This is a genomic window from Nocardioides sp. (assembly GCF_050699375.1).
Classification (GTDB): Bacteria; Actinomycetota; Actinomycetes; order Propionibacteriales; family Nocardioidaceae; genus Nocardioides.
On sequence record NZ_JBOHDN010000089.1, the window covers coordinates 16,588 to 30,825 of the forward strand.

Annotated in this window: 11 protein-coding genes; 4 read left to right on the plus strand and 7 right to left on the minus strand. The window is 69.0% G+C overall.

Features of this window, described 5'->3' with window-relative positions:
• Positions 1–79 precede the first annotated feature (79 nt).
• Entirely contained in the window at positions 80–580 is a 501-nt protein-coding gene (nrdR, locus tag ACRDPS_RS06225) for a transcriptional regulator NrdR (protein WP_431500756.1), read from the minus strand.
• A 356-nt stretch (positions 581–936) separates the two neighbouring features.
• Here nrdR and ACRDPS_RS06230 point away from each other — a divergent pair, with 356 nt between their 5' ends.
• Complete coding sequence (locus tag ACRDPS_RS06230; RefSeq protein ID WP_431500757.1) at positions 937–1,980, plus strand: hypothetical protein; 1,044 nt, start codon at positions 937–939, stop codon at positions 1,978–1,980.
• 197 nt (positions 1,981–2,177) lie between these two features.
• Here ACRDPS_RS06230 and ACRDPS_RS06235 read toward each other — a convergent pair whose 3' ends face one another.
• Positions 2,178–2,555 (minus strand): LysM peptidoglycan-binding domain-containing protein, encoded by a 378-nt coding sequence (locus ACRDPS_RS06235; protein WP_431500758.1) that lies wholly within the window; start codon positions 2,553–2,555, stop codon positions 2,178–2,180.
• Between the two features lie 182 nt (positions 2,556–2,737).
• Between ACRDPS_RS06235 and lexA the strand changes: the two genes are divergently transcribed.
• The 3 genes from lexA to ACRDPS_RS06250 all read left to right on the plus strand — a co-directional run bounded on the left by lexA (position 2,738) and on the right by ACRDPS_RS06250 (position 7,011).
• Positions 2,738–3,505, plus strand: coding sequence for a transcriptional repressor LexA (gene lexA / locus ACRDPS_RS06240; protein ID WP_431500759.1), 768 nt, complete (start codon positions 2,738–2,740; stop codon positions 3,503–3,505).
• A 97-nt stretch (positions 3,506–3,602) separates the two neighbouring features.
• On the plus strand, positions 3,603–5,321 hold the full coding sequence (locus ACRDPS_RS06245) for an alkaline phosphatase D family protein (RefSeq protein WP_431500760.1): 1,719 nt from the start codon (positions 3,603–3,605) through the stop codon (positions 5,319–5,321).
• A 175-nt stretch (positions 5,322–5,496) separates the two neighbouring features.
• A complete protein-coding gene (locus ACRDPS_RS06250; RefSeq protein WP_431500761.1) occupies positions 5,497–7,011 on the plus strand; it encodes an MXAN_6640 family putative metalloprotease in 1,515 nt (504 codons plus the stop codon).
• A gap of 80 nt (positions 7,012–7,091) precedes the next feature.
• On the opposite strand, the gene ACRDPS_RS06255 is transcribed toward ACRDPS_RS06250, so the two are convergent.
• The 5 genes from ACRDPS_RS06255 to ACRDPS_RS06275 all read right to left on the minus strand — a co-directional run bounded on the left by ACRDPS_RS06255 (position 7,092) and on the right by ACRDPS_RS06275 (position 14,059).
• Positions 7,092–9,086, minus strand: a complete 1,995-nt coding sequence (locus tag ACRDPS_RS06255) for an ATP-dependent DNA helicase (protein WP_431500762.1) — start codon at positions 9,084–9,086, stop codon at positions 7,092–7,094.
• Between the two features lie 10 nt (positions 9,087–9,096).
• The gene (locus ACRDPS_RS06260; protein ID WP_431500763.1) at positions 9,097–9,849 is read right to left on the minus strand and encodes an SGNH/GDSL hydrolase family protein; all 753 of its coding nucleotides are present in this window, start codon (positions 9,847–9,849) and stop codon (positions 9,097–9,099) included.
• 150 nt (positions 9,850–9,999) lie between these two features.
• Positions 10,000–11,505: a GTPase HflX gene (gene hflX, locus ACRDPS_RS06265; protein WP_431500764.1), complete on the minus strand. Its 1,506-nt coding sequence runs from the start codon at positions 11,503–11,505 to the stop codon at positions 10,000–10,002.
• Between the two features lie 47 nt (positions 11,506–11,552).
• Positions 11,553–13,166, minus strand: a complete 1,614-nt coding sequence (locus tag ACRDPS_RS06270; protein WP_431500765.1) for a substrate-binding domain-containing protein — start codon at positions 13,164–13,166, stop codon at positions 11,553–11,555.
• A 116-nt stretch (positions 13,167–13,282) separates the two neighbouring features.
• Complete coding sequence (locus tag ACRDPS_RS06275) at positions 13,283–14,059, minus strand: SDR family NAD(P)-dependent oxidoreductase (protein WP_431500766.1); 777 nt, start codon at positions 14,057–14,059, stop codon at positions 13,283–13,285.
• Positions 14,060–14,238 lie beyond the last annotated feature (179 nt).

The following is a 14,238-nucleotide window of genomic DNA, read 5'->3' on the forward strand; positions in this document are numbered from 1 at the left end:
GACAGGTCGCTTCCCCACGGCCTGCCCGGGCCGGTCTGTGTGCCATCTCGACCTGAGTCGATCTGGATGGCCGTGGGATCTAGTCGGTGCCCACAGGTGCCTCGATCGGATGCTGTGCCTCGTAGTCCTGGACTTCCCGCTCCGTACGCAGCATCTGGATCTCACGCTCGAAGTCGGCCGCCGAGCCGAAGGCCCGGTAGACGCTCGCGAAACGCAGGTAGGCCACCTCGTCGAGCTCACGCAGCGGCGCGAGGATCGCCAGCCCCACCTCGTTGCTGGGAACCTCCGCCAGCCCGTGGCTGCGCAGCGCCTGCTCGACCTCCTGGCCCAGGCAGGCGAGCTGGTCCTCGGTGACCGGGCGGCCCTTGCACGCCTTGCGTACGCCATGCACCGCCTTGTCACGACTGAACGGCTCAGCGGCGCCCGAGCGCTTGGCCACCATCAGCTGCATCTGCTCGACGGTGGTGAACCTCTTCTCGCATTCCTGGCAGACCCGTCGGCGCCTGATCTGGCCACCGTCCTCGGACACACGGGAGTCGAGCACCTTGGTGTCGCTGTTCCGGCAGAACGGACAGTGCACGCCGAGCCCCCTTCGTGGAATCGAACCTTGTGGATCCAGGCCACCTCAACCGCGGCGGAGCCTGTGGAACCTGTGGATATGAGCGTGAGCCCCTGTGGAACAACACCCTCATGGCTGTGAACCATCCGCCCGTTCATGTGAACTAGATGTGGATAACTACAGCCGTGTAACTACTAGATGTAGTGGTAACCGTACGCCCGCCCCCAAGGCGATGCAAGCGCAGTTCGCGATCCCGCGCGTGTCCGGCGTGTCGCCCCGGCATGCCGCCGCGAGAACGCCTCGGAGAGTCCGGTCAAACACTTAAAGATTCCGGTTCAACCGCACTCTGCTGGCCCCGATGAGTAAGAATGGCCCCCGTGACAAACATCTCCGGAGGAAATCGCGTCGGGTCGCGGAGAGGCACGCGCCCCAGCAACGGTCCCCGGCCACCATTCATCCTGCCTGCGATCGCGACGCTGGGCTTCCTCATCGTGTGGGGAATCCTGGTGTGGGTCGCCGTCGGTTTCGGGGCCGACGCACGCGGCGGCGAGTCCGGCGCCTGGACGAAGCTCGGCATCGCGGCAGTCGCCGCGGTCGCCTGCCTCTTCTTCACCTTCACCTTCGCAGGGAAGGCCTGGCGCGCCCTCACCGGCACCCCTACCCCACCTACCGACGACTACACCGGCAGCCACTCCAACGCGTACGTCGAGGAGCAGGACTACCCGGAGCAGGACTACTACGGCTCCGCCGGGACCTACGGCTACGAGGACACCGGTGCGTACGGCCGGCACACCTCTGACACCGGCAGCCAGACGGCCTACGGCGACACCTATGGCGACACGGGCTCGCAGCCGCCTTACGGCGACACGGGCAACCGGTCCCAGTACGGCGACACGAGCAACCGCTCGTCCTTCGGCGACACCGGGAACCGTTCGGCCTACACCGACACCGGTAGCCAGTCCCCCTACGACTACGCCACGGGCCAGACGGCCTACGGCGACACCGGCAGCCGGGCCGCCTATGGTGCACCCACCTACCAGCCGCCGCCCCGCCCGCCGCAGTCCTCGCAGCCCTACTACTCGAGCCCGCCCACACCGGCCTCGACACCACGGAGCCCCCAGGGCTACGACAGCCAGAGCTACGACAGCCAGAGCTACGGCTCGGGGAGCTATCCGACCCAGCAGTCGAGCGCGCCGCAGTATCAGTCCGGCGCCTACCAGGCGCCGTCGAGCTATGGCCAGACCGGTTCGCGCTCGCAGCTGCCGCCGCCGGAGCCGCCCCCGACCCAGGCCATGCCCTCCCAGCGACAGCCTCAGGACCCGCCGGCTCAGCAGGAGGACGAGTGGCCGCCGCGGCGCAGCTCCCGCAACGAGCAGTGGCCTCCGGCGACACCCGAGAACACCTACCGCCGCCGGCACTGAGACCGGCTCACGAACAGCGGCGAGAGCGCCGCAGACGCTTCCCATCGTCTGCGGCACCCTCGTGTTTCCCCGGTAGCCGGCTGCCAGGGTGCCCGCTGCGCGGGCTGACTCCCTCGCTCGGTGCGGGCGGACGAGCAAGCTCGCCGCTCGACCTCGCTCAGTCGTCTCGAAGGAACAGCCGGACATCAATTGGCGCGTCAGCGCGCGGTCGGGATGATCAGGGTCTGACCTGTCACCAGCATCGAGGACTCGAGGCTGTTGAACTCCTTGATCGTCTGCTCCATCTCCCGGATCGAGGCATCGGTGCCGACGACCGCCTCCGAGGAGATGTCCCAGAGCGTGTCGCCATCGCCGACGACCATCGTGTGGGCGGAGGAACCGGGGCTTTTTTCCGCACCGTTCTCCGCCCCGAACGCCACCCGCGCCCCGACGAGAGCGATCCCGAAGAGGACGACGAGTGCGAAGGCGAACACGACGATCCGGCCGCGCCGAGTCAGCCGCACAGTGGAGCGACGCACTTCCTGCACAGGACGCGGGGCCTCGGCTACAGGCAGCACATACACGGTTGCACTCATCACGGCCTCCAGTTCACGAGTCTCTCTCGATCACGTGTTCGATCGAGCATGTGTTCGAAGGTAGATCACGTGTTCGAACAATGCAAGTAGGCGTTCGAAGAATTTTCGAACGGCGACACGCGCCACGACCGAGATCGAACAGATGTTTGAAGTCGTGAGGCCAGAGGGACTAATGTGGTGACATGACCACGCAGAAGACAGGCACCGGATCAGGCGGTTCGAAGAAGAGCCGCGTCCGCGAGCTGCCCGACGGGCCGCCGGACGCGACCGGGCTCACGCCGCGTCAGCAGCGCATCCTCGCTCACCTGCGCGACAGCATCGAGCAGCGCGGCTACCCGCCCAGCATGCGCGAGATCGGTGCCGCGGTCGGGCTGACCAGCACCAGCAGCGTCGCCCACCAGCTCCGCGCGCTGGAGCAGCGTGGTCTGATCCGCAAGGACCCGAAGCGACCCCGCGCCCTCGAGGTCTTCCTTCCCGAGGTGATGGCCCATCGCAAAGCCATGTCCGGCGAGGAGCCCGAGGCGCCCATCACCGCCGAGGCCAACGTCAATGCCAACCCCGACGCGACCATGGTCCCGCTCGTCGGCCGGATCGCGGCCGGTGGCCCGATCCTGGCCGAGGAGACCTCGAGCCAGCAGAGCGTCGAGGACGTCTTCCCGCTGCCCAAGCAGCTGGTGGGCAACGGCGACCTCTTCCTGCTCTCGGTCTCCGGTGACTCGATGGTCGACGCGGCCATCTGCGACGGCGACTTCGTGGTCGTGCGCCAACAGCCCAACGCGGAGAACGGCGAGATCGTCGCCGCGCTGATCGACGGCGAGGCGACCGTGAAGACGCTCTCCCGCAAGGACGGCAAGGTCTGGCTGCTGCCGCACAACGCTGCGTACGAGCCCATCGACGGCACCCACGCCACGATCCTCGGCAAGGTGACAGCGGTCCTGCGCAGCCTCTGAGCCCCGCGCACAACCTCCCGGAACCAGCCCTGGAACACTGCGTGAAATCCAGCCGCCGGCCCATGACAGGGTCGGCGGCTGTGTCGTTTCATACAGCGTGACCCAGACCCGTCCAGCCCAGCCTGTTCCAGCTCATCCCCAGCTCGATCGCCGCACCCTCCTCGCCGCCGGCCTCGTAGGCACCGGATCCGCGGCGGCCGCCGTCGCGCTCCCCTCGCCCGCCGAGGCAGCGAGCGCCGCGCTCAACCACTTCCAGCACGGCGTCGCCTCCGGCGACCCGCTCCCGGACCGTGTGGTCCTCTGGACCAGGGTCACCCCGAGCGCGGACGCGACCCCTGGATCGGGGCGGGGAGACGAGGTCCTGGTCCGCTGGGAGGTCTCGCCCACCGCCGACTTCAAGAACGTCGCCGGCAAGGGCTCCCAGCAGACCGGCCCCGACCGGGACCACACGGTGAAGCTCGACGTCACCGGCCTGGCCCCCGAGAGCTGGTACTTCTACAGATTCATCTACAACGGCCAGACCAGCCGGGTAGGCCGCACCCGTACCGCTCCGGCCGCCGACGCGACCCCGGACAACGTACGTTTCGGGGTGGTCTCCTGCTCCAACCTGCAGGCCGGCTGGTTCGCGGCCTACCGCCACCTGGCCACGCGCGAGGACCTGCACGCGGTGCTCCACCTCGGCGACTACCTCTATGAGTACGGGCCCGGCGAGTACGGCTACGGCATGGCCAACGAGGACATCCGCCCGCACGAGCCGGCCCACGAGATGCACACGCTGGCCGACTACCGGGTCCGGCATGCGCAGTACAAGCGAGACGTCGACCTCTCCGACGCGCACGCCCACCTCCCCTGGATCGTCACCTGGGACGACCACGAGTCGGCCAACGACGCCTGGATGCTGGGCGCCGAGAACAACGAGCCCGGCGAGTACGACTGGATCGACCGCAAGACCAACGCCAACCAGGCCTACGACGAGTGGATGCCGCTGCGCGTCGACGGCACGGCCACCATTGGGAGCGCCACGGTGGAGTCCGGCCACCTCCACGACCGCATCTACCGGCGGCTGCGTTTTGGCAACCTCCTCGAGCTGAGCATGCTCGACCTCCGCTCCTACCGCTCCGAGCAGGCCGGCCGCACCGAGCTCGCCGAGGTCGATGACCCCGATCGCACGATCACCGGCGACGAACAGCTGGGGTGGCTCAAGGACGGCCTGCTCACCGACGCCCGGTGGAAGATCGTCGGCAACCCGGTGATGATCAGCCCGGTCACCTTCGGTGCGCTCCCCAAGAGCCTGATCGCCCCGGTCAACGACGTCACCGGACTGCTGCCCGACAACGGCATCGCCTACAACCTCGACCAGTGGGACGGCTACACCGCCGACCGGACCGAGCTCTTCGAGCACATCCGCGACAACGCGATCACCAACACCGTCTTCGTCACCGGCGACATCCACTCCGCGTGGGCCTGCGACCTGCCGTACGACTCCGCGGTCTATCCGCTCGGCAGGACCGCCGGCGTCGAGTTCGTGGCCACCTCGGTGACCTCGAACAACCTCAAGGACATCCTCGGCGCGCCGCGGCGCACCGTGAGTGTGACGGTCGAGAACATCATCAGGACCGCCAACCGCCACGTGCGCTATCTCAACTTCGATGATCACGGCTACTCGGTCCTCGATGTGACCCGCAACCGGGCCCAGATGGACTGGTACGTCATCGGCGAGCGCAGGGACTCGAACACCGCCGCGACCTGGACGCGGTCGTACGCCACAGCAACCGGAAGCAATCGCGTCCACCGCGTGAGCGAGCCGGTCTCATGACCGCCCAAGCCTCGAACAGAGCCAGTCTGGGTGGGCCATAGGCGTTTCACCGGTATGACCGGCGCGTGTGCGCTTAGACTGCCGAGGTCTGCCTTCCCCGAACGTCTGGTACGTGATGCGAAACCTTGCTCGCCGGATCAACCGGAAACAACTGTCCTTCGTCTTGATCGCAGGCATGGTTGTGGCGACGTTCGCCGCCACCATCCCCGCAACCGGCTCGACCGCGGCGAACGCGTCGACCGCAGCGACCTCGGTGATGACCGGCGGCGACACCAGTGCCGAGCAACCCGTGACGGAGAAGGCGGCCCGCGAGGCGCTGGCGGCGGCCAAGAAGGTCAAGCGCAGCCAGTCGGTGCGCGGTGCCCGGCAGGCGCTGCCCGGGCGGCATGTCGCCGGCCGGCCCGACGCGACGATCGCGCTGACCGACCTGTGGAACGCGAAGGACTCCCTCGACGGCTCGGGCAAGGCCGCCGCGCGCGAGCTGCTCGCCCGCCCGAAGGCAGTGACCCAGACCTGCAGCAACGTCGTCTGTGTCCACTACACGCCGGGCAGGGGTGGCGACCGCTCTTCGGTGGGGTATGCGAACCAGGTCCGCGACGTGATGACGAAGGTCCACAACATCTACGTACGGTCGGGCTACCGCAAGCCCGCGGCAGACAAGGCGGTCACTCCGGGCAAGGTGGACATCTACCTGGAGAACCTCTACGACGAGGGCTACTACGGCTACTGCGCCCCCGAGACCAAGGTCTCCAAGACGGCCGCGACGGCCTACTGCGTCCTGGACAACGACTACTCCACCAGTGAGTACGGTTCGGCCAACACGCCCACCGAGAACCTCCGGGTCACCGCCGCACACGAGTACTTCCACGCGATCCAGTTCGCCTACGACGCCGGCGAGGACCGTTGGATGATGGAGTCGACCGCGACCTGGGTCGAGGACGAGGTCTACGACAGCATCAACGACAACCGGCAGTATCTGGCCTACGGGCAGCTCGAGGACCAGCGCAAGCCGATGGACAACTCCAGTGCCTCCAATCTCGGCATCTACGGCAACTGGATCTTCTTCCGCTATCTCTCCGAGAGGTTTGCCAAGAAGCGCGGCGACCTGCCCGAGGTCGTCCTCGGGATCTGGAACCGGACCCCGTCGACCTTCTCCACCACCGCCATCCGCCGGGCGCTCGCTGCTCGCGGCACCACGCTGAAGCTGCAGTACGCCCGCTTCGCCGCCGCCAACCTGGCTCCCTCGAAGACCTACAGCGAGGGCCGCGCCTACTACCCGCCGCTCTACGACGGCCGCACCGCGTTGCCCGCCAAGCGCAAGACGGTCGACGGCAAGTTCACGCTCAAGCACCTGACGTACGCCTCGCAGCGCCTGGTCCCGAAGAAGGTCGGCAAGGGCTGGAAGCTGCGGGTGAAGGTCGACGTTGCCCGCCCGAGCGCCAACGCCGCCGTCGTCAGCGTCTTCCGCACCGACGGCACCCGGGGCGTCTACTACCTCAAGCCCAACAGCAAGGGCATCGCGACCAAGACCGTCAAGGGATTCTCCTCCAAGCGGATCCGCAAGGTCGAGGTCACCTTCGCCAACGCGAGCAGCAACTTCAAGTGCGGCCAGAAGACCGCCTTCTCCTGCCACGGCACCGCGTCCCCTGACCGCGCGACCCACCGCTGGTCGGCCAAGACCTACCGCTGACGACCTCCACGCCGAGTCGGCGCGTTATGACGCGCCGGCTCGGCGTCTTTCTTGGTCAGAACGCGCCGACTCGGCTTGGGTCAGGCCGAGGCTGACTCGGAGAGCCGCTTCAGTGCCTGCCGCACGATGGCCGGGTCGGTCGTGGACCACATCGGCGGAAGGCTGGCCTTGAGGAACGAGCCGTAGCGGGCCGTCGCCAGCCGCGCGTCCAGCACGGCCACGACCCCGCGGTCGGTGGTGGTGCGGATCAGCCGCCCGGTCCCCTGCGCCAGCAGCAGCGCCGCATGGGTGGCCGCGACCTGCATGAACCCGTTGCCGCCGGCCTTGTCGGCGGCCTGTTGCCGGGCCGACATCAGCGGGTCGTCGGGCCGCGGGAACGGGATCCGGTCGATGATCACGAGCTGACAGGTTTCGCCGGGAACGTCCAGCCCCTGCCACAGCGACAGCGTCCCGAAGAGCACCGTGTGCGGATCGGCGACGAACTGTGCGGCCAGCTCGGGCAGCTGCGCGTCGCCCTGGGCCAGCGTGGTCAGGTGGGGCAGCTTCTGGCGCACGACCTCGGCCGCCGCCTCGGCGGCCCGCCGGGATGAGAAGAGTCCGAGCGTACGCCCGTCGGCAGCGTCGACCAGGTCGACGATCTCGTCCAGGGTCTTCGCGGCCATGCCGTCGCGCCCGGGAGGCGGCAGGTGGCGGGCGACGTACAGGATCCCCTGCTTGCCGTAGTCGAACGGGCTGCCGACATCGAGCCCGATCCACGGCAGGACCTCATCCGTACGCTGCGCGTCCGCGCCCAGCGCGGTGCGCTCCTCCGCCTTGAGGCCCAGCGAGCCGGCCACCGGCCCGAAGTCGCCACCGAGCTTGAGGGTCGCGGAGGCGAAGACGACGGTCTTCTCCCGCAGCAGCTTCTCGCGCATCTGCGCCCAGACCTGCAGCGGCGCGACGCACAGGCGAGGCGGGATCCGGTCGCCGCCCTCGTTGATCCAGATGACGTCGGACTCGACGGCCGCGGCCATCCGCTCGGCGGTGCTGAAGACCTCCTGCAGTCCACCCTTCGCCTGCTGGAACCCGGGGTCGGCACCCTCGGAGTCCTTCGGCTTCGGGAGCGCCGAGATCGCCGACCGGGCAGCGTCGCGCACCAGCACCAGGGCGTCCGAGACGACCTCGGGCAGCGTGATCAGCCGACCGGGCGAGGTCTCGTTGATCGCCGCCCGCAGCGCGTCGGACGCGTCGGCCAGGTCGTCGGCCTCGGATCCTTCGATGTGCTTCTGGGCCCGTCGAGCGGCCCGCTCCACCTCGGCCGCGGTCAGCTCGTCGGTCGCCGCCTGGGTGACCCGGGCGACCAGCTCGTGGGCCTCGTCGATCACCACGGCGTCGTATTCAGGGATCATCGGCACGCCCTCGATCGCGTCGATCGCGAGGAGGGAGTGGTTGGTGACGATCAGGTGGCTCTTCTGGGCCTTCTCCTTCGCCACCTCGGCGAAGCACTCCTCGCCGAAGGGACACTTCGCGGCGCCGAGGCAGTCGCGGTGGTTGACCGAGACCTGCCGCCACTCGCGGTCGGTGTGCCGCGGCGCGGAGTCGCGCTCGCCGCTGCCTCCGTCGTCGGACTGCTTCTCGGCCCATGAGCGGAGCTCGAGGACCTTCTCGGCCATCGGCCCCAGCGGGACGTCGACGAGGGTGCCCTGGTCGTCCGGCGCGCCCTCGCGGACGCGGTGGAGGCAGGCGTAGTTGGAGCGACCCTTGAGGACCGCATAGGACGCATCGACGCCAGGACGATCGCCGACCGCCTTGACCAGGCGCGGCAGGTCCCGCTCGACGAGCTGGTGCTGCAGCGCCAGGGTCGCGGTGGCGACCACGACGCGGTTGTCGTGCAGCAGCGACGGGACCAGATAGGCCAGCGACTTCCCCGTGCCGGTGCCGGCCTCGACCAGCAGGTGCTCCTCGTCCGCGAAGGCCTGGGCGACCGCGTCGGCCATCAGCACCTGGCCGTCGCGGGTCGACCCTCCGAGGGTCGCGACCGCGTCCGCCAAGGCTTCTCGAACTGGCGTCTCGGCAGCGGTCTCGGTTGCGGTCACCCGGGCAACTTTAGCCGTGGGCGGGGACAGTCTCCGACCGGCTCTCCGCGATCCGCCGGGCGACGGTCTCGCCGAACTGCACATGCCCCGACTCGGTCAGATGCGTCTTGTCGTCCTGGTAGGGAAGCTCGAGGTCGAAGACGTTGATGTACGTCACCCCGTACTCCGCCGAGACCCGCTTCAGCATCCGGTTGACGCCCTTGATGGCCGCAGCCCGGGTGGAGACGCGCGGGGCGCTGAGCACGACGACGTCGTGGCCCTTGAGCGCGTCGAGAGTCTCCCGGAATCCCTTCTCGGCCTCTTCCACCTCGCGGTGGGCGTCGTTGATGCCACCCTCGAGAACGACCAGGTCAGCGCCCGGTCGGACGGCGTCGGCAGCACGTTCACCGAACGAGATCGGCCCGCAACGCTCCATCGATGATCGCGCGTAGCCGGTGCCCGCGAAACCGGAGACCCGCACCTGGCCGTCGAGATAGGCCGGCCAGGACTTCCCGGGGTCATCGAGCCCGTAGCCGGCGGCCCACGAGTCGCCGATCACCACGATCCGCTGCCCGGCGCCGGTGACGACCGCCGCGCGGGAGACCGACTCGGCCGCGAACCTGGAGCACATGTCCTGGGTGACCACAGGATCCTTGCTCACGTCCTGGCCCGGGAGAACCTCGAGGTCGTCGGAGCCACATCCGGCCAGCATGGCCATGAGGACGGCACCAGCCAGCGCGCTCACGATCGTGGCGCGCGCTGCGCGGCGTACGTGTGTCCTCATCTGTGCCCTCCTCTCCTCGGTCGACCGTCCCAAGTGTGAAGGATGAGCGAAGCATCGCCGGTGTCGAAACGCCGGGGTGAGACGCCACACGAGCCTACGTCAGGCGGAGTGCGAGCTGCGCCCGGTTACTCCCTCGCCGCTCGGCCTCGCTCAGTTCGTGTACGCCGCGAGCTCACCGGCCAGGTCGGCGTTGGCGCGGCCCTTGAGCATGGTGCCCTCGGCAGTGTGCTCGAGGTGGTCGATCTCGCCGTGCTGGTGGAGCCGGTTGACCAGGTCGCCCCGCTCGTAGGGCACCAGCGCGGAGAACTCCACGCTCGGTCGCGGGAGGTCGGCCTCGACTGCCTTGATGGCCTCGTCGATGCCCTCGCCGGTCTTCGCGGAGACCGCCACCGAGTGCGGCTCGGTGCGCAGCAGGCGGCCGATCACCAGCGGGTCGGCGATGTCGGCCTTGTTGATCACCACCAGCTCGGGCACGTCCGCGGCACCGATCTCGGCGAAGACCTCGCGCACGGACGCAAGCTGGCCCTCCGGGTCGGGGTGGGCTCCGTCGACGACGTGCACGACCAGGTCGGCGTCGGCGACCTCCTCCAGGGTCGAGCGGAAGGCCTCGATGAGCTGGTGGGGCAGGTGGCGCACGAACCCGACGGTGTCGGACATCGTGAAGACTCGCCCGTCCTCGGTCGTCGTACGCCGGGTGGTCGGGTCCAGGGTCGCGAAGAGAGCGTCCTCTACGAGCACCCCGGCACCGGTCAGGCGGTTGAGGAGCGAGGACTTGCCGGCGTTGGTGTAGCCGGCGATCGCGACCGCCGGGATGTGGTGACGCAGACGGTCGGCGCGCTTGGTGTCGCGGGTGCCCTTCATCGCCTTCAGCTCACGGTTGAGCTTGGCGATCTTGGTGTTGATCCGGCGACGGTCGGTCTCGATCTTGGTCTCACCAGGACCACGGCCACCGATACCGGCACCGCCGGCGACCCGGCCACCGGCCTGGCGGGACAGGTTGCCACCCCAGCCACGAAGCCGCTGCTTCATGTAGCTGAGCTGGGCGAGCTCGACCTGCGCCTGGCCCTCACGCGACTTGGCGTGCTGGGCGAAGATGTCGAGGATCAGCGCGGTGCGGTCGACGACCTTGACCCCGGTTCGGTCCTCGAGGTTCCTCAGCTGGCTCGGGGCCAGCTCGCCGTCGGCGATCACGGTGTCGGCGCCGGTCGCGGCCACGATCTCCTTGAGGGCCTCGACCTTCCCGCGTCCGATGTACGTCGCGGGGTCCGGCGCCTGGCGACGCTGGTAGATCGCCTCGAGCACCTCCGAGCCGGCCGTCTCGGCGAGCAGCGCGAGCTCGGCCAGGGAGTTCTCGGCGTCCGTCTGGGTGCCGCCGGCCCACACGCCCACGAGCACCACCCGCTCCAGTCGCAGCTGGCGGTACTCGACCTCGGTGATGTCCTCGAGCTCGGTGCGCAGGCTGGCGACGCGCTTGAGCGCATGCCGCTCGGCGAGCTCCATGGCGCCGGCCGTCGGGTTGGCGTCCTCGGGGTCCTCGTCGGCGCTGTAGCCATTCTCATCGGCATAGCCCGACTCGAACGAGTCGTCGAGCGCGTCCCAGTCCTCGGTGGCCTCGAGCGCGTCAGCGAGTGAGAAGTCGTGTGCGTTGTTCGTCATATACCAACAAGGATACGGCGCCGCACCACCCGGGGGACAATGCTTATCTAACGCTGGCCGATCGCCTGCTCGAGGACCGGCCCGACGTCCTCCGGTCGCTCCGCGACGTACGCAGCCCCGTCCGTCGCCTCTGCGATCGCCTGCAACGCGCCCAGGTCGGCGTCGGCAGTGATCCCGACCCCGATCACGCGGACCGGCCGCTGCGGGTCGGAGGCGGCCTCCAGCTCGCGTACGAGTCCGGCCAGGTCCACCGAGTCCGGATCATCGTTGGTGCCGTCGGTGAAGAGGAGCACGGCGTTGGAGGCGAGCGGGTCGTAGGAGGCGACGGCGGCCTGGTAGGCGGCCAACGCGGTGTCGTGCAGCGCGGTGCCGCCGCCGGTGCGAGCGGTGAGACCGGCGATCTCCTTCTCGAGCACCTTGCGCTGGTTGCCGGACGCCAGGGGGCGGGTCGGAACGAGCACGGAGTAGTCACCGTCGAGCTTGCCCTCGGTCTCCTCGGAGAAGGCCCACAGCCCGATCGCGGCGTTGCCCGGGAGCTGCTCGAGGCCTTCCGAGGCGGCTGCCTGGGTGAACTCGAGCCGGGTCGTCGCGCTGCCGGAGGCGGCCGGGAAAGCCATCGAGCCGGAGACGTCGATCGCGGCGATGCCCCGGGTCGGCCGCAGCCTGGCGTTCCACTCCGACACGGTCTTCGACACGGTGGCGGCGTCGACCTCGGTGAAGGTACCGACGTTGGGCGACGGCTTGCCCGCGCCGGCGGTGCGGAAGCCGGCCTGGGTCAGTGCGGTGTCGGCGGCGCCGCTGTCCAGCACACGAGCGAGGCTGGTGATCGAGGCGGCGACGGTGTTGCGGCGCGAGGAGTCGGCGGTGATCAGGACCGGGAAGTCGAGGACCACCGTGCCCTCCTTCGGCGCGCTGGCCTTCAGCATCGGGGCGTACGTCGACCACTGCTGCTCGCTGGTCGCGGTCACCCCGCTCGACACGGTGCGCAGCTCCGCGAGCCGACCCGAGTCGGTCGGCGTGGCGCCTTCGGCACCGGACCTGATCCGTTCCGCGTACGGCTCCAGCTTGGCCGCGTTCTTGGGTTTCGCCTGGCCCGCGACGACCGTCCCGAGGGCGCTCATCATCCGCTGCGGGTCGCCCAGCAGCAGGTCGTCCTCGGCGAACACCTCGGCGTAGGAGGTGCGGGTGAGCCCGTCACCGGAGACGAGCACGACCGGGGATGACGCCATCGACTCCCGCAGCGTCACCGGCTCGACGGCGGGCCTGATCCGCTCGAGCCAGAGCGAGGAGTCAGGGATCCATACGTCGGGCAGCTCGCCGCCGAGTGCCATCGGCGTCAGGACCTTGTCGGCCGCTGTCGCCTTGACCTCGATCTGGCTGCAGCCGGCGTCCTCGAGGATGTCGCGCACGACGGTCGCGGCCTCGGGGGCCGCCGCGAGGGTCATCTGCGGGCCGCCACAGGTCCTGCTCGCCTCCGCGCTCGGCTTGCCGCTGGCGACCAGCGCGGTCGCCAACAGGCACAGGGCCAGCACACCGACGGCCCCGGCGACGACCCCCACCGTCTCCCGCGAGAACCGTGGCTCCTTCGTGGGCTCCGTGGGCGGCTCGGGCTCGATGATCGCGAGCGCCTTCGACGTACTGCTGCCCGCCTTGCCGGACATGCGAACTCCCCTTGCTCCGATACCCCGCGGGGCAGTGTCAGGTGTCCGCGGCTGGCGCACACACTAGCGGTGCGCCAGCCGTCGGGGTACCACTTGCGGCTCTCCCGCGCGATCTCTTACTTCGGAGGCATCCGGATGCCGCCGTCGACGCGGATCGTCTCGCCGTTCATGTAGTCGTTGGTCAGGCATTCCACGACCATGCTCGCCAGCTCCTCGGGCACGCCGAGACGGTGCGGGAACAGCACGCTCTCGCCGAGCTTCGCCTTGAACGCCTCGGACTCCGGCCCCTCGCCGTAGATCGGGGTGTCGATCAGACCGGGAGCGACGGTGTTGACCCGGATCCCGGCCGCGGAGAGGTCTCGCGCGAGCGGGAGGGTGAGGCCGACGACGCCGCCCTTGGAGGACGAGTAGGACACCTGCCCGATCTGACCGTCGAAGGCGGCCACGCTGGCCAGGTTGACGATCGCGCCACGCTGGCCGTTGGCGTCCGGCTCGTTGCGGCTGATGTACGTCGCCGCCTGGCGGCACATGTCGAAGGTGCCGATCAGGTTGATCGCGATGACCTTCTTGTACGCATCCAGGTCGTGCGCCGACCCGATCTGACCATCGCGCCCGATCGTACGCTGCGCCCACCCGATCCCGGCCGAGTTGACCACCGCCTTCAGCGGCGCGACCTCCACGGCCCGCTCGACCGCGTTGGTGATCTGCTCGGTGTCGGTGACATCAACGGGCACGAAGAGCCCCTTGATCTCCTCGGCCAGAGCCTCGCCCTTGTCCTTCTGCATGTCCGCGACGATCACCGTCGCACCCTTTGCCGCCAGCGCCCGTGCCGTAGCCGCCCCGATCCCGCTGGCCGCCCCGGTCACGATCGCTGTGCTCTCAGTCAACTCCATGGGCAGCACCCTAGACGTCACCCCACCCAGCCTTGGTGAATACCCGTTAACCATCTCACCCAGAGGTCACCTACGTCGGCCGAGAAGTCACCTCTGCAGGCCGAGAGGTCACTTGTGCAGGCCGAGAAGTCACTGGCTGCCTTCTCGGCCTGCAGAACTGACGCCTCGGCCTGCAAAGG